Consider the following 20,106-nt stretch of genomic DNA (forward strand, 5'->3'; position numbering starts at 1 on the left):
GACAGGAGAGAAATGCTATGAAAAGGTTAAGAGGTATAGGCGTACAGCTTGTTATATTTTTTATAATTGCAATCAGTATTCCTACATTCATGTTGGCAATTGATGTTGTTGTTACAACAAAGTCAACGCAGAGAAGTAATATGCAGCTTACAAGTGAGCAGACACTTCAGGAGACAAAGAAAGGTTTTGAGACTTATTTAAAAACACTAAGTCAGCCTATCGATTTGCTTACACGTAAAAATGAAGTTAAGCATCTTGAAGATCAGGGAACTATTGATGATAATGTAAAAGCAATTCAGGATTCACTTTGTGCATCAGTTAAGGTTACAAGCGGTGCAAAGAGAGCATTCTTTACAACAAAGACTGGATATAAGATTACAGGCTGGGTTGAGCCAAATCCTGCAAATGGTAAAACAACTAATAAGAAAACAGTTGTGACTAATGCCAATGATACATCAAAAGTATGGTATAAGAACAGTATCGGTCTTGCTGCAAGAAATAATGTTTACGCATATATGAGCGACCCATATAAAGACAGCGAGACAGGTGATACAATTTTTACTGTTTCACAGGAAATTAAGTATACAAACAATGAAAATTACGGCGTTGTGGGTATGGATATTGATTTTTCAGAAGTAACAGAGTATGTTCAGAATATTGGTCTTTTAAATACTGGTTATGTTCTTCTTGTTGACAGCAACGGACAGGTTATCGTTGATAATGAAAGAAATACATATTGCAGCGGAAGTGTTACATCACTTGGCTTCTGGGATAAGTTAAACAGTTACAAAGGCAGCGAAAATGAATATGGCATCAATATTTTCTCAGAAAAGATTAATGGTGAAAATGTAGAAGTTATCGCTACAAAGGATGAGGTAACAGGATGGACACTTGTTGGTTTTGTAAGTGATAAAGAAACTGCTTCAGTTGTTTCAAAGATTACAAATGCTACAGTAAGAACAGGTGTTGTTTCATTTATAATCGGTATTATAATTGCTATTCTTGTAACTATGACATTTACAAAAGAAATCAAGAAGATTAACGGTGTTATGAAGAGTGTAGCTTCTGGAGATCTTACACAGAGAATTCCTATAAGAAAGAAGAACGAATTTGGTACACTTGAGAATAACTTTAATGAAATGGTAGATAATGTATCTGTACTTATAAAAGATGTGGAAGAACATTCAGAAGTTATTATTAAGTCTTCAGAAAATATTTCAGAAATCAGCAAGACTACAACTGAGACTGTAAATCAGGTATCAGAAGCTATACAGAGTGTATCTACAGGTGCTGTAGGACAGGCTGAGAGTACAAGCAATGCTACTAAGGAAGTTGAAAATCTTGCAGAAAAACTTCATGAGACTAAGGCATATGTAAGTGATATTAATGATATGTCAGTTGAAACACAGAAGTTAAGTAATCAGGGTATTGAGATTGTTGATAACCTTATCGGTAAGGCACAGCAGTCTATTGATAATTCAAGACTTTCTAAGGAAGTTATGAAGGAAATGGTTGAAAGTATCGAAAAGATTAACTTCATTTCAAATGCGATTACAGAGATTACAGAGCAGACAAATCTTCTTTCGCTTAATGCAAGTATTGAGGCTGCAAGAGCCGGTGAGAGCGGACGTGGATTTGCTGTTGTTGCTGATGAAATCAGAAAGCTTGCTGAACAGTCACAGGCTTCTACAGATGAGATTAAGCAGATTGTAAATGAGATTTCAGAAAAGTCACAGCTTGTTGAGAAGACTCTTGATGAGACAGATGACATTATAACAGAACAGAATATGTCAATTCAGGATACTAAGAACCTGTTTAATACAATTTCTAATTCAGTTAATGCACTCAAGGAAGGTCTTGATAATATTACAAATCTTAATACTCAGATGGATGACGGCAGACAGAGCGTTATCGAGAAGATGGAAGATGTTGCTGCAATTTCAACAGAAACAGCAGCAGCAGCAGAAGAGGTTACTGCTTCAGCAGAAGAAGTAAATGCTACAATGCACAACCTTAACCAGTGCACAATCGAGCTTGATGAGATTGCTGTCGCATTGAAAGAGTCAATTGACAAGTTTACTCTTGAATAAGATTGTGAGCCAAATTTTATGTGATGATGGTGATTTAATTGTATTTGACCATGTAAGTAATATATGATACAATAATTGGTATGTTAATGAGGAGTAATCTTTATTGGCATACCAATTTTGTTCTCGTAGTTAAATGGATATAACGAGCGCCTCCTAAGGGTCAGGTGGAGCAATCCCCTTTTGGAAGCGATTTATGAAATAAATTTGAAAATTGCTCCATTACAATTAAATAAGTCTCAGTACCTCAGTAGGATAGAGGGTTCGCCTCCTAAGCGAAACGTCGCAGGTTCGATTCCTGTCTGGGACGCCAGCAAACAACGCTGAAAGCCTTGATTTATCGAGGTTTTCAGCTTCTTTTGTTTTTGGCTTATAACCTGTCGGATAAGAACATATTCAATTTATATTTTGCAATTTCTTTTGATTTTCAGAATTTGTAATTCGATATTTTTATGACTGTTTGAGTAGAAGAGTTTGCTAACACTTTTTTTATTTTGAAAAAATATCAGCAGATTTTTGAAGATTTGCTAACACTTTTGAAAAATTACTTTGAAGCTGATTGTTTCAAAAGCATTGCTTTCATCTCTGGCGTAAGTGATTTTAAAAGCTGTAAAAGCTCCATATCACTGTCTGATAAGCCGTTGCTTTCTGGCTGAACTTCCTCATTTTGTGGTTGCATTTCTGAATCATGGTTTAGAGTGGAATAAAATTGTTCGTCCATCTTTTGAGCATTGTAACGTCTATCTTCGTCTATGATTTCTGAATAAACGTCTGTAACCATTTCTGCTTCTGCATGACCTGTATCGCCTTGTACCGATTTTACATCGCCGTTGGTCATTTTCAATTTGTATCCTGTGGATAAATGACGCAGACTGTGGAAAACAACTTTTTCATAGCCATTTTGTTCGCATAACTTTTGAAATCTGTCTCTCACAATTCTACTTTCAACGGGATTTCCATTTTCCAAAGCTATAACAAGGTTGTAATTGTTATAAGCGTCTCCTAGAAATTCCTGTAATTCCTTTTGGTCTTTTTGATATTGCACCAGCAATTCTGCAACTGTCTTTGGCAACCATACGGTACGATTACTTGTTTCTGTCTTTGGTGTCTTTAATACAAGCCTTGTTGTGCAATGTGGCTTTTGTGTCGGAAAAATCTTGATAATATCTTTTTCCTTTAATTTCTGCATAGCTTGTGCATTTACTCTGGAAAGCTCTTTGTTGATGATTACCCTTGCGTTATTCGTTGCAATGGATTGTTCATCAATAATCACATCTTCCCATGTAAGACCTGTAATTTCTCCAATACGCATTGAGCAGGAAAACGCCAAATGCATACAGATAGTTAATAAATCGTCGTCTGACTGCTGAATTGCTTCACGGAATGTATCTACACTCCAGACTTTTCTTTTTACCTTAGGAACTTTAGGAAGCGTTGCTAATGAAGCAGGGTTACGCTTGTTGGTATCAATATATTCCCAACGGATTGCTTGATTTAATGCACAGCGTATAATGTCGTGTATTTTCTTGATATTGGCAGGTTGTACGCAACGTCCCGTAGCTTTTCTGTTAGCTCTGGGTACTTCTGGAACACTCAATAAATCGTTGTAGTAGGCAGATAATTTCTTTGTGGTAATCTCATTTAACTTCCAATCCCCGATAAGTGGATTGATGTAATTTTCGATAGTACCGACCTTACTACTAAATGTACTAGGCGACCATTTTGACGTACCATAGAGATTGACAAATATTTTTAAAAAGTCACAAAGCGTAATATCTTCATCGGTACTATCAAGTTCTTTTTTCGATTCATCAATCTGGCGTGCAAACTGTTCCTCTAAGGGAACAATCACATAACCATATTTTTCTTGATAATACTCAACAAATGCTTTTCTCTGCTTTGCTTCTTTCTTTGTCTCTAACGTATCCCATTTCTGTTTACGTTCTCCTGCATTGTCTAAATACCAGTAAATAACGGAAAATGTTGATTTTCTTTTTTTGATTGAAGCCATAATATATTCTCTCCTTAACAGTTAATTTTGATTTAACCATTTATCGAAAGAATCTTTAGATACCCGTATGGCTCTACCAGCACGAACATAAGCGAACTGTCCACTTTTAACCAATGCGTAAGCCACTTTTTTACTCACACATAATTGTTCTGCAATTTCCTCTACTGTATATGTCTTTTTCTCCTTTTTAGGAGTTTCTGTATTTGATGTATCACTTATCACGAGTAATAATAACTCCTTTCCGTGTGATAACAGCAAAATACATACGTTTAACAAGGTCATTATAGCATATCAATAACTCTTGCGGATATGTTTTTTGCCGTTGCTAACACTTTTGCTAATACTTTTTATATGCAGACAAATGGCTTTGGCAAGCTCCACTGGTATCTCAACCATTCCCATTCCTGTGGGCTGAACCGTGTCATACGGGTGTATCATTATCCTGTGTTGCAGGTCATGGCAGAACGACTTTTCCAACGGTCGCTCCCAGATCATTGCATGAATCGCTATCTCCCGATTGGAAAAGTCACGGCGTACAATTTCTGATGGCTCACTGCAAGCACAAACGTATCTGTCTGCATTATTCAGTTGTCAAAGAACTGTTAGGCTCTTGTCAGCCTGTATCAATTCATTTTTGCAAATGGACTGATACAGAATGATAAGAAAAAGCGGAACAGGAAAGAGGGGAGTTTATTAAATCATGCTCCGCTCAAATATTACTTAATGTTCGTCTATTTCAAATTCACATATCATTTTCAAAAGGGCTTCTCTGATACGTCCCTTTAATTCCATATCAACCACAATGTATACGTTGCCGTATTCATCGTAAAACGGGCGTAAACAGCATTTTGATATATAGGCTTCATAGAACAGCAACAGCTTTTCTATGGCGTTTTCGTTACCGTCCACGGCTGATGATATGAGAAAAAATGATGGAAGTGTGTGTTGCTTATTCTTCATTTGTTTTCTTCTCCTTTAACTGCTTTCTGATTTCTTCAAGTGAATTTCTTCTGTGCCTATATGATGTGCTTCGGTTGATATTCAGCTTTTCGCCTATCTCCGAATCGCTCATATCCAAGAAGAAAAACATCAATACAATGTTCCGGCTTTGCTCCGGCAACTGTTTCAGTGCTTCTGCAAGTTCTTTATCAAGTACACGGATTTCTGTACCGCACACATCGAACGTTGTATATTCACTTTCGTAATCGTCCCATACAATCAATTTCTCAACAACAATCTCTGGAAGCTCACAAAAGGATACTTCCTTTGCCTGTCGTCTGGCTAATTCCTTGCGGTAGTTACGGACAATGCCTTTCACAACCTTTTTGAGCTTACAGTCAAACTGACATTGTATTGTCTTTTGGAAGTCTGATGGTTTCAAAATCACACCCCCTTTCGCTATGAAGTGAAAAGTATGTATCCCTCTTTCCGCACCATATCTGTACGGCAGGGTGTGATTTGTTGCAGGATTGAAAAAAAATTTATAAATATGAAAACAGCCTATTTGCACCAATAGCAAATAGACTGCTTTTAAAACATCTGATATATGAGTTTTTAATTCATGTTCAAGGGCTGATGATATACTAAGAAAAAGAGGAAATAAATTCGGTTGTCGGTATAGACTGCCTGTTTTACTTAGAATCACAAATTGCTCCTTGACCAGAGCAAGCCTGTGAAAATAGAAAAAGGACAGCTCTGGTTATACCCAAACCGTCCCTATATTTTTGGACATTATAAAAGAGATTACCCACAGAACGGTTTTTTTTATTTACCGAACGAGGTAATATTTTTACTTGAATTTACAGTGCATATAATATGAGTTTTTAACACATTCTAATCACATAACATGAAGTATAAACTCATGCTAGGTGATTAAAAATGAGAAAAAAGAAAGATACGCATAGCTTTGATTTTCGTCCTTTAGGACTGGCAATCAGAGAAGCCAGAGAGAAAGCAGGGCTTTCCAGAAATGATTTAGGCGATAAAGTCTTTTACGGAGAACGTCATATCGCAGATATTGAAAATATCGGAAAACACCCTAGCTTTCAGTTATTCCATGATTTAGTTACCATGTTCAATATATCTGTTGACGAGTATTTCTATCCAGCGAAGAATGTTGAAAAAAATACAGCCCGCCGTCAGATAGATTCGTCACTTGATTTATTGAGTGATAACGAATTAAAAATCATTCAAGGTACGATTGACGGTATCTTGAACAGCAGAGAGAATAAGAAGTGATTTGCTTCTTATTTTCTCTGTTTTTCTATACAGATTTTTTAACACTTATTTGTTGATCTGCTCCGCAGGTAACAAATTTTAATATGTTACTTTTTATTCTCTATGCAATTACATAAATCATCCACAAAATCAAATGTTGCTTTATCAAAACACTCAACAGCACCTAATGACTTTGCCATATTAAATATGTGTCTATCAACAGAAGTTGTCATTATACAGATGGGTATATTTTTTGTGAATTCATGTTGAAGTAATGCTGTACCTGTATCGTCTGGGAGATTATAATCAGTACAAATGAAATCATAAATATCCTTTTTTATTTCATCTAGAGCAGATTTTACTGAGCCGACACCTTTTACTTTATATCCTTTACCTTTGAGAACTTTACATAATAATTCTCTATAAGTAGCTGAATCTTCTACAATCAATATATTTTTCATAAGCACCTCTTACATAAAAGTGAGTATTAAGCCCAAAATTAAAATACCAACCATAAGTAGCCCCCAAAAGCCACAAATACATAAAGCAATAATTGAAAATACATCTCTACGTTTTGGGTTTTTTACTACTGAAATTGAAAGACCTAAACCCAATAATATTGAAATTACATTTAATGCTGTTAATCCCATTTGAAGCCCACCTGTAATTTTTTCTGAAAAAAGGGAAATCAATAATGTGATAAATGGTAACAGCGAAATGACCAATGCAACAACGCTTAATTTACTTTTTTTCATTTTATATTACCTCATTTCTTTTCTTCCAAAGTATTTAACAGAAACACATAGTGCAAGTGCTGATATGATTACAGCACACGGTACAAACGGAAATAGTGATATTGTACCTCCTGTTCCCGCCGTTGTTACAGTATGTAATGCATCTGATACGACATAACCGCTATAACAATAAGGGTACATTAACCACAAAGGTGTATTAGCAATTAAAACTCCCGGAATTATTAAGAGCAAATTTAATCCCATAGACAATAGTGGTTTTTCAAATAGTACAGTAATCGTCCACATACAAGCAATAGCTGGAACCATTGTCACAAATAATTTTACTGTCCATGTTAGTAAATAAAAAACGGGAATAGTTTCAGTTACATTCATTATTTTAGTAGCGATAACACCTGCAATAATGAATGAACTGAAAAATATAAGTAACTCAATTGCTAAAAAGCTCAATAATACCAAGAACTTTGTCAATGCAAGTTTTCCTTTACTAACGGGCAAAGCAAGCATTTTTAATATGCCATTATTCTTTATTTCTCTGTTGGCAATCATAACACAAACAACTACCATTGAGAATGGAAGTAAATAATATCCAAAAAGTAATGCACTTTGAATGAACATTGCCGACCAAGCGTCTGTATATTCTGGCGTCATATACATACTAATACTAGATACGCCAGAAACTACAACTAAGATAGGCGGAATTAAAAGTAAAGGTAAAATCATAGACCTTTTTACTTTCATAAATTCTATTTTTATCAATTCAATGATTGACATACTATTTCCTCCTTTATTCATAATGTTTTATTTTACCAAGATACCAGCCAATTACGAAGAATATGATTGTTTCAACAAACCCTAAAATTAAAACATTTATATCAATACTTGCCGTAGAAGCCACCGCAGGTTTCATCATTAGTACAAATGGATTGATAAGAAATAGGGACATATCTGAAAGCGACATTGCCATACCGCTAAAAAATCCTGCAACGCCAATACCTAATGTAAACCATATATTTTCACATCGTGATGATACCAAGAGCATAAATGCTAATACTGGTAAAGTTGAAACAAAGCAATATCCTGTATATTTAACAAGTGTTAATAATTCAAAAGTTCCACTAGGCAAAAATATATTTCCAATAATACACAAAGCTCCGTTCTGCAAGACGATACAAACAGCAAGCAAAACAAACAATATATAAAATTTATTTTTGAAAATAGATGATGTCTTGAAAGGAAGCATATACATCTTTTTAATTGCATTTCCTTGAAATTCGATATTATATGTTAAAGTTGTCGCTACGATAATGCCAAACATATTAAGAATCATAATCATTCCGTAAAGCTGTGTCAGCAAAACATCCATAGGTGGAAGCGGTAAGTTTAACAAAACATCTTTGCGAACTATAAAATTTGCAAAAGCATATAATGCACCAAGAAGTCCAACAATCGGTAACACTTCTAATATCCCAGTACGTTTACATTTTTTTAATTCTACGGTTAAATTTCTCATAATTTTAACCTCTGCTTTCTGTTGGCGTTATCCTCATCAATCATGGATAAAAACATTTCTTCTAAATTATCATTTTCAAAACCAGCTTGATGTGCCGTCAATTTCAAATCATCAAGACTTCCTTCAAATAGTAATTTTCCGTGATTTAAAATACCAATGTCGTCAGCTAGTAACTCAATTTCTGATAACATATGTGATGAAATCAGAACCGTACAGTCATATCTTTTTGGAAGTGATTTAATTAGGTTGCGAATTTCATGGATACCTGCTGGGTCTAAGCCGTTTGTTGGTTCATCTAAAATTAAAACTGGTGGTTCGCCAAGCAAAGCAGAAGCAAGTCCTAAACGTTGTTTCATTCCTAAAGAATATTTTTTCGCCAAGCGATTACCAAATTCAGATAATCCTACTAATTCTAATGCTTCATCAACGCTAGTCGCTGGAAGTCCTAAAATTCTACGAATAATATCAAGATTTTCTCTACCTGTTAAATTTGGATAAAATGACGGGGATTCAATAAAAGAACCGATTTTTTTCAAAATTTGAACACGATTATTCGGAAAAGTCAAGTTATCTATTTGGAACTCTCCATCGGTAGGTGCAGTTAATCCCAAAAGCATTTTCATAGTTGTAGATTTTCCGGCACCATTTGGACCGAGAAATCCGTAAATACTACCTTTCTTAATGTGTAAAGACACATGGTCTACGGCGGTAAACGCTTTGTATGTTTTTGTTAAATTTTTAGTTTCAATCATGTTTTTCATAATTGTTGCTCCTTTCTTCATACTCACAATATAAAACACCTACATTACAGCCACATTCTCTCTACCTTACATTTACCTTACAAATGAGAAAATGACTGTTTAACTTTTTTCAGAATGTTATAATAGGATAAAGAAAAATAAAGAGGGTGTGACAAGCAAATGAAAGATACATACTTAAAATCAAAAAAAGTATTGATAGTTGATGATGAAGAAAGTTTAAGAAGTATGCTCATTACCATATTAGAAGATGAAAACTTTTTTAATATTATTACCGCTGATTGTGTAAAATCAGCTTTGGAAATCTGCCAACAGGAAAAACCAGATATAGCCATATTAGATGTTATGCTTCCAGACGGAAACGGTTTTGAGCTTATGGACGCACTAAGAAGTTTCACTAATATTCCAGTAATATTTTTGACTGCAAAAGATGATATACAAGATAAATATTCTGGTTTTGGGCTAGGAGCTGACGATTATATAACAAAACCCTTTATGCCAAAAGAACTTATATTTCGCCTAAATGCTGTATTACGCAGATGTTATAAGGAAGATAGCCCACTTATAGAATTGCGTGATTGTAAAATTGATTTAGCTAATGCACAGGTTATATGGGAAGATAAGATTTTACCTCTTACTGCAAAAGAACATGATATTTTAGAAGCACTTGTACGAAATGCTAACCACATCGTAACAATAGACGCTCTTTGTGAAGCTGTATGGGGCGACAATCCATTTGGATATGGAAATTCACTACTTGCTCATATTCGACGCATAAGAGAAAAAATTGAAATTACCCCCTCAAAACCAAAATCACTAGTAACTGTTAAAGGATTGGGATATAAAATAAATGTGGAGAGCAGGTTATAATAATGCGGAATTTTGGAAAATTTATTAGTAAACATTTATTCATATACTTGTCAGTAATAATCCTTATAGTGGTTTTTGATTTACTGCTTTTCTTCCTAGCTTTTAATGGTACTGTCAACAGTATAAGCGAAGATAATCCTGTCCAAACATTAGAAAAAGTATCTAATAATCTTACTATCCAAGATGGAAAATATATATTAAATAATAGGTGTCAAAAAGATTTAATTACAAACAACATCTGGGGAATTGTAATAGATAATAGCGGTAATGTAATCTGGCAATACAATCTACCAGAAGAAATACCACTTAAATATTCATTACAAGACGTTGCCACCTTTTCTAAGGGGTATATCAAAAATTATCCCGTATTCACATGGAAGCAAGAAAATGATTTATTGGTATTAGGTTATCCAAAGAACAGTTATTCAAAATTTGTGACTAACTATCTTCCTTTATCAGCAATGCAGAAAACTCCCATTATTCTTTTTATTATGTTGGTATCAAATGTAACTATTCTGTTTATTGTATATTATTTATCAAAACGAAATGTAATGCTGAAAGTTGCTCCTATTCTCAATGGATTAGATAAGCTGTCTCATGGCGAAACAGTTGTCCTTAATATAAATGGGGAATTGGAAGATATTGGAAAACGTATTAACGAAACATCATTGCAATTAGACAAGCAAAATAAAGCGAGAGCAAACTGGATAAGTGGCGTTTCACATGATATACGAACACCGCTTTCCATGATTATGGGGTATGCAGATAGAATAACTTCTTCATTAGATGTTGAGGAAAACACCAGAAAACAAGCAAATATTATCAAAATCCAAAGTGTTAAAATTAAAAATTTGGTTCAGGATTTGAACCTTGTGAGTCAATTAAATTATAATGTTCAGCCAGTTAAACAAACGCCTGTTCATTTATGTAAAATGATACGAGAAATTGTCGTTGAGTATCTAAATAACAATCTAAATAACAAATTTGATTTTGAATTAAATTTAGACTGTAATACAGAACAAATCTCTATTATAGGAGATGAAAGATTGTTATATCGAGCAATACAAAATATTATTTCTAACAGTATCAATCATAATGAAAATGGTTGTACAATCTCAGTTAGTTTAGCTGTAAACAGAAACAATTTAATATTGGTAATCAGTGATAACGGAAAAGGAATATCAGAAGAAAAATTACAAAAAATACAGTCAACACCTCATTATCTGCAAAGTACAGATGAAAGGTTAGATTTACGGCATGGTTTAGGGCTTCTTCTGGTGAAAGAAATTATTTCTATTCATAATGGAACTGTATCTATTTCAAGTGCATTAAATAACGGATTTTCCACGACTATTTCCTTGCCCATAAAAAATCAATGATAAAACCGTAGCTTGTATTTTACATTAGAATGTTATCTTACAGGCTACGGTCTTTTGTGGTATCATTTATTCTACAATCTTCCAGTTATCGTCCTTATGAAGTACTAGATTATACTGTGAGATTTGTGTCATTTTCGACTTGTTATCCAGATATTTCACAGACACACTGACCTTGAGGTTGTTGCTGTCTTTGGTAAAGACAGCGTTTACCAGTTCTGAAAATACATAGTCGCCGGAGACAGGAGCAAGCACTCCGGCTTTAACATAATAGGCAAGTTCTTTTTCCGTAGCTGTCGGATAGAGCTTAAAGAATGTTTCCAAGAAAGCGGTAGCGTCCTTGACTGTATCGGAGCTGACACTGACATCGGCTTCCTGTGCTTTCGGTTCATACTTTGATTTCTGTACTGCCGGAGCGAGGGTAGGATTCTGGGTAATGACCATTGCACCGTCCTTATCCACATGAACTGTTACAGTGTAATTTTCTGTGACTGCCTGTGTCTGTTCTCCCTCTTTTACCTGCTGATCTACTTCGTAGGCAACGGTAAAATCGTCCGTTCCAGACTGCTTTACATTCCAGACCAGCACATTTGTAACGGTCGCACTGGTTGGTATGTCCGTTCTGATGGTATCGGCGTTCAAATCCTGTAATTCTTTGGTAAGGTATTTACTGATTTCCGTTGTCCTTGCTTCAATGGCTTCCTTGCTGGTATCCCATGAATAGTAGGCTTTCGCAAAGTTCTTGACGAAATTCTCAATACCGTTGGTATCGTTCAATCTTAGTTGAATGACTTCTTTTTCATGTACCGTGTGGGTGTCAATGGCGGTAAAGTTCTTATACACACCAAAACTGGTGCTTGCTAAAAGCACCGCCCACAACAGCAGGACAGACTTTTTATGTGTCCCGACTTTCATGGTACGCACTTTCTTATTCTTAGGTGCTTTCTCTGTTTTTTCTTTCTTCTTAAACATATTTCAAGTCCTTTCTATTGTTTGATTCTTCCGGCACAAATGATGTGCTGTTGCCAGTAGGCAGAGGTCAAATCGGTATAGCCGATTGGATTTCCGGCATGATACATCTGATTGTTTCCCACATAGATTCCTACATGGGTAACATAGTCGCTGGTATTGTAAGTGGAATGGAAAAAGACCAAATCGCCAGCCTGTGCCTGTGACAATGGGATATGCTGGGTTGCGTCATACTGTGCCTGTGCAGTTCGTGGCAAGCTGATTCCGGCTTTTCCGTAGCACCACTGGGTAAGACCAGAACAGTCAAAAGAGGTGTTCGGGTTACTGCCACCGTAGACATATTTCCAGCTTTGATACTTCAATGCTTCATTCATAACCGCCTGTACCGTTTCGTTACTGAACTGCTTCACGGTCAGATATTGGTTGACCAGCTCCACATAGAACATATTCCCGTAGTTATAACGCCAGCCACCATTTTTGCTGACCGCTATCGGGTTCGTATAGGTCACTTTTGTACCGCCGGATTTATTCTTTGCGAAATTCTCTGCAAGGTTGAAGCTGTGCTTTTTCCCGTTCTTCGCCACATAGTCTGCATAGCCACCACCATAGTTATAAGACTGAATGACCACGTTAATGTCCGTCATGCCTTTTGCTTTACAGGAAGAAAGCAGGGACGCAAAATATTTACACCCCTGCTTAATAGATTCTTCCGTACTTAATGAGTTTGGCGGTAGTCCCAGACTTTCGCTGGACTGCATGACATCGGTAGCCGTACCGCCACTTTCTATCTGTATGATGGCAAGCAGGACGTTCACATACTCCGAGATACCGTTTTCTCTGGCGTATTTTTCTACCATCGGCTGATGTTTGAGGACATCGGCTGACAGGTTCATGCCAGAATAGACAGGCGAATAGCTGTTGGAACTGTCGTCATCTTCGCCGGAAATCAATATCCCGAAAAAGAGGACAATAGAGAAAAGGACAGGAAATATCGTACCTATGATAAGGATACGTTTTAATCTCATTTCTTCCGTCCTTTCTCTGATTGTTTCGTAACAGTCTTACGGGCAGATTTCCCATTGACCTGTGTTTTCTGTACCGTAGATTTCTTATGATTGCTGATGGATTCCGCTACGTTTGTCTGGTTCTTTCTGGCAACCGATTTGACCTGCTGTTCCTGTCTGATATTGGTTCGGACAGTTTCTTTTCCAGCCTTGACTTCTGCATTTTTTATCACAGGAGAAGTAGCAGGACGCTTCATATCCGGCTTTATGACCGTATTGGTCTGTGCTGTTTTTGGAACAGGTGTGGAAACAGGGCGTTCATGGCTTCTGGTAGCTCCGGCTGTCGCTGATCCATTCGCATGAACTGTCTGCCTTGCTTCCTGTGCTTTCTGTAATTCCTGCTTTTTCTGTGAGATATTTTCCCTGTGCAGGTTGCGTTTCTGTGTACGCTGTTCCTGTCGGTTTTCCCGTTCTTCCACAATGCCACGCTTAAAGTCCGATACATTATCCTTTGCTTTCTGTTTGGCAGAGTGAACAGCATAACCAGCCTGTGTCGGTAAGTCTTTCACATTTTCATTCAGAGAAGAAGCACTGTCACGGACTTTATTTTTCGTATCCATTACAGCACCTACCGCAGAACCAACACGGCTTCCCATGGAAACCTCATTATTCCTTTGTGGTCTGGCTGGTGTGTTTTTATGTGTAGAACGAGATTGATTATAAGCAGAACCAGCGACTGCACCAGCACCAGCTCCGACCATACTTCCTGTACCCACAGCCCTTGCAAGTCGGCGTTCCATACGTCTTGCCCTGTGTCGCATGAACACCATCGGTCTACGGAATATCCGGCGACCTATCTGCTGGCTATCATTGGCATTAAGGCTGAACATACTCATTAGTTCTCCGAGCTTCATGTAGATTCCGGCAAAACAGATTATCTGCAAAAACGCCACCATGAAGAACGGATAGTCCGTGGAAATGTTGTAGAACATACTGGAAATCGAAAATGCCACGGTCACAATCAGCGTAATTCCGGCTCTTGTCATAATGGCGTTGAACACACGGACAACTGCCTGTTTCGCCATGTTCTCATAGGTCGGTATCATGGACAGTAAAAAACTGACAGGTAAAAACATGGCATATATGATAAATAGTATCTGGGAAAATAACATCATGCCGGTAAGCAGGAAGATAAAGATTGTGATACCGAGATTGAAAATGAGCAGGAAGAACACCATGCCAAGACGGTTGACGACCTGTGGAATGGTAAGGTTGTCATTGTCGTTATCTTCAATCTCTGTTTTGACAACATTTTCCCTTGTTTCTCCATCTTCGTCTGACGGACTGGCAGATACCAGAGCTTCCACACGGTCAGCCCCGATTTCTTCGGTATCACTGTTCCCGAACTGCAATAACAGCCACGGTTTTTCTACCTGTATCGAAAACAGGCTGTCACGGATAAGGTCTACGCTGTCTTTCCCTTTGCTTTGTGAATCGGGGAGCATGATTTTTGTCCCCAAGTCCAGAGAAGCGGTGCTGATGTCCGAACTGAAATCATTGATTTTCTGGATATAGTTGGGAGCATAAGCAATAAAGGACGCAGACACGATGAACACCACCACAAAGTTGATAACAGCGTGAAGTGCCTTGCTTGTTTCCCGTTTGAGAAGCCCTGTATAGGCGGTATAAACACCTACAATCAGAATGATAATAAGCAGGAATCCCACATAGAATCCACTGCTGGAAAATCCGTTTTCGGTCACTCCGGCAAGTGTCTGGATACTTTTCCCGATACTGTCTGCCATATCATTGATAAAGTCCAGCTTATACGCCTGTTGCACCACATACCCAGTGGCATTGCTAAGATACAGGCTGATTGTCCAGACAAAATTTGTGATACAGTAAAGCCCGTACTGCACTGATTTTCCAATGCCGTCCAGCCAGTTCCACGGAAGCCATGACCAGCTATTGTCCACATAGAAATCAAGCTGATAGTTGGAAAGCGGATACTTTGAATACAGGTTGTCTGCATTGACCGTATCATCGACCAGTCCAGACGCATGAGCTACCGTCCCAAGCAGGGATAACAGTACCAGTGTAACGGTCACGGCAAGCAGAACCAGTTTCAGTACATGGAATACCTTTTCTTTTGTGACAGATTTCATCATTCCAAATCCACCTCACTTTTTATCGGCGGTCTGGTATCAAAGGCATGGAGCAGTTCTACAAAGACAGGGTGTATCTGTACCACACCGACACGTCCGTATAAATCCTGCATTAAGCATTGTCCGTTCTCCAAATCCCTCAACCGTTTCTGGTTGTTTTCGTCCTCACTGTCCAGCCCGAAAAACTCTAAGGTCTGTTTGATTTCATTAGTATCTGTGGAGCGGAACGCAAACTTTAAGCCGATGTTATTTTTCAGACTTTCTTTCGATACGTCCCCAGAGGATTGTGTCACGAAATAAACTCCGGCGTTCATGGCTCTACCAGCACGCACCAGCTTATTTGAGAGTGTTTCACCCTGTGCCACATTTAAGAACGCCCATGCTTCATCAAGGTCTACAATCTTAAAAATGCTTCGGTCTGAATGGATAAAGTCTAAGGCAAAGGTAGATATTACAATCAACATTGCCACCGATAATAATTCAATGGTCGTGTATTCGTCAAAAGTAGTATCTTTATCCGGCAGAACCAAATCCGCAACCTGTATGATATTGAGCAGGTTATCCAAACTGATAGTATTTTTCACTGTTCCGTCTGAAAAGAGCAGGTGTGCAAAATCATAATTTGTAAAACTGTCAATATGATTTGCGATATGGTTTGCAATAGGCGTATTTTCTTTCCGTAATTCTGTGATAACATTTAGCAATCCTCTGTGTTCACTTTCTGATACTTTGCTGATTGCACTGATAAGCACAGGGAACTTGTCTCCATCACGGGTTGAGATACCTGTTAAAAATGTTAAAATTTCTTTTGCCAGTGTAGCTCCGTCCTCTTTATCTTTCATAATTACAAACGGGTCAAGAAGCCCTGCATTTTCCTTGTCGCTGGTAAGATTTACAATGTTGATTTCCTCTGCAATCTCCGGCAGAGTTTCTTTCCAGCTTCCACGCTCACTTTTCGGGTCTAGGATAACTGCCTGTCCACCGAACAGGACGGAATAATATACTAGCAGGTTATTACAGAATGATTTTCCACCGCCAAGCGAACCTACAAAAGCAGAAGCCAACGCATTTGTGACCGTACCTTTTACCCCTTGACTGGCAAGGGACGGTTGCAGGTAGACATTTCTTCCTGTATCCACGGAATACCCGATATAGATTCCTATGTTTTCTCCCAACATCTGAGTAGCACCGAAACCAAGTCCGGCTAAAAAGTCGGATTTCACATACTGGATATAATCATTGATATAACGCTTGCTGGCTGGAAGAAATTCTCCATGCAGTCCCATCATATCTCCGGCAGGGCGAACCAGCTTCACATTCAAATCATCGTAAAAGTCCTTGACTTCATCACAACGGCGTTTCAGTTCGTCAAGATCGGGTGCAGACACCCGTATGACGTAACTTAACTTATACATACTTTCCTTGCTCTGGTCTAAATCTGTTTCCAGTTCATCGACACTGTCCAAGGCTTCCACCACATTTGAACTTGTTTCGTTTCCGGCTTGATAGGCGTGATTGTCCAAGTCCTTTAATTCCTTTTTCTTATTACGGACAGTGGTTAAGGCTTTCTTATTTCCGACAATCTCAACATTCATGGATGTATCCACAGGGAATGTGAACTGCTGTTGCTGGAAATAAAAGATTTCCGATGATGGGAAGTCCAGTTCTCCGACAATCGCATTGACCGTAAAGTAGGACACATAGCTTTCACTGTCCTCATGTTCCAGACGCAAATATCGCTGGCTTTCTTCCACCACGCAACGGGTAGGACGGATAAGGTCATAATACTTAATCAGTGTTTCTCTTTTTAATTTTCTTTTTGGAAGAGGATACACATAATCTTCATAGGCTATCCCGTCCCTGCCGTAGAGGTGTTCCATCAGATAGGCAAAATCTTTGGCTTCCAGTCGGCGGATTTTGAATCTACGGGAGATTTTGTTTTCCAGCAGTTTTTCCATCTTCGCATAACGGTTGATTTCATCATTGCTCATGGAAACAAAGTCATTCATCAGCGTGTGCCTTACCTCATTCAAAAACTCACGGAATGTCAGAAATACCGATTTTTTGATGTTCTTCAGATTGACTTCGTCCTCTGTGACCATGAGCTTGAATCCCAGAAAGAAACGGTAATCCACTTGATTGTCGCCTATCATGGATACAAGGGCTTCGGTCTGGTCGTCTATCTTTTGGATTGCTACTTCACGGAGCTTTCCAGTTACCAGCTTCTTTGACTGTTCCTGTATGCTTCGGATTGAACTTTCAGTTGCAATCTGCAACGCATGAATCTTTCCCTCACGGGACTGTGCGATAAGCTGACGGAAGCTGTCATGCACAAGGTATTTCTGTTCTGGGGATAAGAATGAATAATTGTACGGTATCAGCTCATAGTAGGCGAACACCTCATTGTCCTTATTCCAGACAAGGTTATTGTCGATATATTTAATCGGGAACATAGGTCACACTCCTTACTGCCGTGATAGTTTCCTCAAATTTCTGCTTATGCAGGTTCACGGCTTTTCCGGCATAAGTCACTTTGGGACGCAGAGCATACAGCACCATCGTCTTGATGTAACTGTATGGCTTTTTCCCGTCAAAGGTTTTCTGTGACATGAACCATGTGAGGGCAACGGGAATCCCGAAATATTTTAAAAATGCTCCCTCAATCATGGAAAGTGGCGGTACATCTGCAAACAGAATGATGATAAATTCCGTCAGTACAAACCATATAATCTGGGTAAAGGTCACAGGGAATGGCAGGTTTACATCATTGATGGCATACAGTACCTTTTCCACGTTCCAGATACTTGTATAACTTCGGATTTTCTTCACTTGTAAATGCTCCTTTCTTCATTTTCCTAACAACAGGGACAGCCGGATTTCCCAGACTGTCCCCAAGAGAAAAGCTGACAGTAGCACCAGTGGCGGTGCTGATCTGCCAGCCCTTAACGCAGTACCTCACAGATACCAGCGTTTGTTGCAATAAATGTCCCCTCTATATCGAGGTCACGCCCGTAGGCTTCATAGTCGATATAGTTCTGTAAAGAGGACGGGATTTCTCCGAGTGCCTGTTCTTCATCAATCAGATAGTAGGCTAAATCGGTCATCGTTTCACAGCCGGAATACAGAATGATGTCGTCCTTATGCTCCACCAGTTCTTCCAGACTTCCATAGCAGGATATAAAACTATCCAAGTCGTCCAGCAGGTAATCCGGTAATTCTTCCAACTGCTCATAGATACGGTTCAGTTCTTCGATGGAAATGTATTCGCTAATCTCCATCGGGAAGTTGTCCGTATCATGGATTGCGTATTCTTCGTACTCTGCATTTAAGCCGATACGTTCTGCAATCACTTCTTCGTCCAACGGAAAAGAGAACCAGTCCCCGACCAGTTCTCCCTCATTGTACTTGCCAAGATTGGCTATATAGACTTGCATATCATCAATCATAAACGGTCACTTCCTTTCACTCATTGTATTCATAAAATCTGCCATGCACACACAGGAAATGTTCTGATGTTTCTTCCATATCTGAACAGTTCCGATGGTATGTAATATTGCAAAGTCCGGCTTCCAGCTCTTGCAGGTTTGAAAACCATTCTCTTTGAATTGCAGGTATATCTTCGGGTGGAATTTCACTCTCTGAAATTGCAAGGCAGATATTGTTTAACAGGTCAAGGTCTGTATCTTGCAGGATTTCAAAAGGAAAATCATAATCACTGATAAGATAATGGTCACTGTCCGGCGGTAATCCAATGGTTTGTTTTAATGCTTCTATGTTGCAGGGAAGTGTAAACCATGCACAGCCTGTATCTTTTTCCTGTTCCTCAAGATTGATAACAAATACTTTCATTTCTGTCATAAGCAATACCATCTGTCAAAGTTTAAACATACCATTGTTGCAGACTGCATAACGTCCTTTTTCTTCCAGCTCATGGGCGTAGGCTTCCAGATTAAAATATTTCTTTCCTTTTTCGGAAAGAGCAGAAAATTCAATGTTATGCTCCAAGCGGTAACGGGCAACGTCCATGATGTTGTGGCACTCTGGATAAAACAGAAATTCTTCTGATTTCTGCAATAAATCCTCTACACCGCCACAATAGGAAATCAACTCTTTATAAGCCTGCTGAACCTCTGTCGATAAATCCGTGTAAGCAAAGTACAGCTTGTTTAATCGTCTGACAGATGTTGTCCTTACAATGTCGCCAGCAAAGGGGAGCTTCATACCAATGATTTGATAATCATTGCTGTCAGCTTCCACGCCGAGCAGGTCACGGAACAGCTCATAATCAATGGGTAAATCAAACCAGCGAGAGGTTTTATCCTCTGCTGATTTGGTCGTTTCAATCAATACGCTACATTCTTCCATCGTAATTCAGTCCTTTCTT

General features: G+C 38.3%; 21 protein-coding genes and 1 tRNA gene. 5 read left to right on the plus strand and 17 right to left on the minus strand.

From position 1 onward, the window contains the following. The first annotated feature begins 17 nt into the window (after positions 1–17). Together WMO38_RS11745 and WMO38_RS11750 are read left to right on the plus strand one after the other, a co-directional pair. On the plus strand, positions 18–2,090 hold the full coding sequence (locus tag WMO38_RS11745; RefSeq protein ID WP_349162842.1) for a methyl-accepting chemotaxis protein: 2,073 nt from the start codon (positions 18–20) through the stop codon (positions 2,088–2,090). A gap of 233 nt (positions 2,091–2,323) precedes the next feature. Beyond that, positions 2,324–2,400, plus strand: a tRNA-Arg gene (locus tag WMO38_RS11750). 231 nt (positions 2,401–2,631) lie between these two features. On the opposite strand, the gene WMO38_RS11755 is transcribed toward WMO38_RS11750, so the two are convergent. From WMO38_RS11755 to WMO38_RS11770, 4 genes are all read right to left on the minus strand, one after another. Further along, the gene (locus WMO38_RS11755) at positions 2,632–4,098 is read right to left on the minus strand and encodes a site-specific integrase (protein ID WP_349162844.1); all 1,467 of its coding nucleotides are present in this window, start codon (positions 4,096–4,098) and stop codon (positions 2,632–2,634) included. 21 nt (positions 4,099–4,119) lie between these two features. Then, positions 4,120–4,320 (minus strand): helix-turn-helix domain-containing protein, encoded by a 201-nt coding sequence (locus tag WMO38_RS11760; protein ID WP_226814520.1) that lies wholly within the window; start codon positions 4,318–4,320, stop codon positions 4,120–4,122. A 498-nt stretch (positions 4,321–4,818) separates the two neighbouring features. Continuing rightward, positions 4,819–5,058 carry a helix-turn-helix domain-containing protein gene (locus WMO38_RS11765; protein WP_005423216.1) on the minus strand — a complete coding sequence of 80 codons (240 nt, stop codon included), beginning with the start codon at positions 5,056–5,058 and terminating at the stop codon, positions 4,819–4,821. Then, a complete protein-coding gene (locus WMO38_RS11770) occupies positions 5,048–5,479 on the minus strand; it encodes an RNA polymerase sigma factor (RefSeq protein ID WP_173865055.1) in 432 nt (143 codons plus the stop codon). Before WMO38_RS11770 ends, WMO38_RS11765 begins: the two co-directional genes overlap by 11 nt. Before the next feature lie 497 nt (positions 5,480–5,976). On the opposite strand from WMO38_RS11770, the gene WMO38_RS11775 reads away from it, so the two are divergent. Further along, a complete protein-coding gene (locus WMO38_RS11775; RefSeq protein WP_005342894.1) occupies positions 5,977–6,336 on the plus strand; it encodes a helix-turn-helix transcriptional regulator in 360 nt (119 codons plus the stop codon). A gap of 86 nt (positions 6,337–6,422) precedes the next feature. On the opposite strand, the gene WMO38_RS11780 is transcribed toward WMO38_RS11775, so the two are convergent. Genes WMO38_RS11780 through WMO38_RS11800 form a run of 5 tightly spaced genes read right to left on the minus strand, consistent with a single transcriptional unit; the run spans position 6,423 to position 9,341 of the window. Continuing rightward, a complete protein-coding gene (locus WMO38_RS11780; protein ID WP_117850511.1) occupies positions 6,423–6,776 on the minus strand; it encodes a response regulator in 354 nt (117 codons plus the stop codon). Positions 6,777–6,785: 9 nt separating this feature from the next. Beyond that, on the minus strand, positions 6,786–7,070 hold the full coding sequence (locus WMO38_RS11785; RefSeq protein WP_173865056.1) for a hypothetical protein: 285 nt from the start codon (positions 7,068–7,070) through the stop codon (positions 6,786–6,788). A gap of 6 nt (positions 7,071–7,076) precedes the next feature. Next, positions 7,077–7,841, minus strand: a complete 765-nt coding sequence (locus WMO38_RS11790; RefSeq protein ID WP_173865057.1) for an ABC transporter permease — start codon at positions 7,839–7,841, stop codon at positions 7,077–7,079. A gap of 13 nt (positions 7,842–7,854) precedes the next feature. After that, a complete protein-coding gene (locus WMO38_RS11795; protein WP_349162848.1) occupies positions 7,855–8,580 on the minus strand; it encodes an ABC transporter permease in 726 nt (241 codons plus the stop codon). Then, complete coding sequence (locus WMO38_RS11800; RefSeq protein WP_173865059.1) at positions 8,577–9,341, minus strand: ABC transporter ATP-binding protein; 765 nt, start codon at positions 9,339–9,341, stop codon at positions 8,577–8,579. The genes WMO38_RS11795 and WMO38_RS11800 overlap by 4 nt, the downstream gene beginning before the upstream one ends. Before the next feature lie 159 nt (positions 9,342–9,500). Between WMO38_RS11800 and WMO38_RS11805 the strand changes: the two genes are divergently transcribed. Together WMO38_RS11805 and WMO38_RS11810 are read left to right on the plus strand one after the other, a co-directional pair. Beyond that, a complete protein-coding gene (locus tag WMO38_RS11805) occupies positions 9,501–10,208 on the plus strand; it encodes a response regulator transcription factor (protein WP_349162850.1) in 708 nt (235 codons plus the stop codon). A 2-nt stretch (positions 10,209–10,210) separates the two neighbouring features. Then, complete coding sequence (locus WMO38_RS11810) at positions 10,211–11,587, plus strand: sensor histidine kinase (RefSeq protein WP_173865061.1); 1,377 nt, start codon at positions 10,211–10,213, stop codon at positions 11,585–11,587. Positions 11,588–11,653: 66 nt separating this feature from the next. Here the strand turns inward: WMO38_RS11810 and WMO38_RS11815 are convergent, their stop codons facing one another. The 8 genes from WMO38_RS11815 to WMO38_RS11850 all read right to left on the minus strand — a co-directional run bounded on the left by WMO38_RS11815 (position 11,654) and on the right by WMO38_RS11850 (position 20,087). Beyond that, entirely contained in the window at positions 11,654–12,556 is a 903-nt protein-coding gene (locus WMO38_RS11815; RefSeq protein ID WP_173865062.1) for a conjugal transfer protein, read from the minus strand. Positions 12,557–12,570: 14 nt separating this feature from the next. After that, positions 12,571–13,578 carry a bifunctional lytic transglycosylase/C40 family peptidase gene (locus tag WMO38_RS11820; RefSeq protein WP_349162852.1) on the minus strand — a complete coding sequence of 336 codons (1,008 nt, stop codon included), beginning with the start codon at positions 13,576–13,578 and terminating at the stop codon, positions 12,571–12,573. Beyond that, on the minus strand, positions 13,575–15,725 hold the full coding sequence (locus WMO38_RS11825) for a CD3337/EF1877 family mobilome membrane protein (protein WP_349162853.1): 2,151 nt from the start codon (positions 15,723–15,725) through the stop codon (positions 13,575–13,577). The genes WMO38_RS11820 and WMO38_RS11825 overlap by 4 nt, the downstream gene beginning before the upstream one ends. Then, positions 15,722–18,175, minus strand: a complete 2,454-nt coding sequence (gene tcpF, locus WMO38_RS11830) for a conjugal transfer ATPase TcpF (RefSeq protein WP_349162854.1) — start codon at positions 18,173–18,175, stop codon at positions 15,722–15,724. The genes WMO38_RS11825 and tcpF overlap by 4 nt, the downstream gene beginning before the upstream one ends. Continuing rightward, positions 18,162–18,551, minus strand: coding sequence for a conjugal transfer protein (locus tag WMO38_RS11835; protein WP_349162855.1), 390 nt, complete (start codon positions 18,549–18,551; stop codon positions 18,162–18,164). Before WMO38_RS11835 ends, tcpF begins: the two co-directional genes overlap by 14 nt. Before the next feature lie 113 nt (positions 18,552–18,664). After that, positions 18,665–19,168 (minus strand): antirestriction protein ArdA, encoded by a 504-nt coding sequence (locus tag WMO38_RS11840; protein WP_173791294.1) that lies wholly within the window; start codon positions 19,166–19,168, stop codon positions 18,665–18,667. 16 nt (positions 19,169–19,184) lie between these two features. After that, a complete protein-coding gene (locus tag WMO38_RS11845; protein WP_349162856.1) occupies positions 19,185–19,580 on the minus strand; it encodes a hypothetical protein in 396 nt (131 codons plus the stop codon). A gap of 15 nt (positions 19,581–19,595) precedes the next feature. Next, positions 19,596–20,087: an antirestriction protein ArdA gene (locus WMO38_RS11850; RefSeq protein ID WP_349162857.1), complete on the minus strand. Its 492-nt coding sequence runs from the start codon at positions 20,085–20,087 to the stop codon at positions 19,596–19,598. Positions 20,088–20,106: the final 19 nt, after the last annotated feature.

Origin of the sequence: Lachnospira hominis (ex Hitch et al. 2025), from assembly GCF_040096395.1 — a bacterium.
GTDB classification, from domain to species: domain Bacteria; phylum Bacillota; class Clostridia; order Lachnospirales; family Lachnospiraceae; genus Lachnospira; species Lachnospira hominis.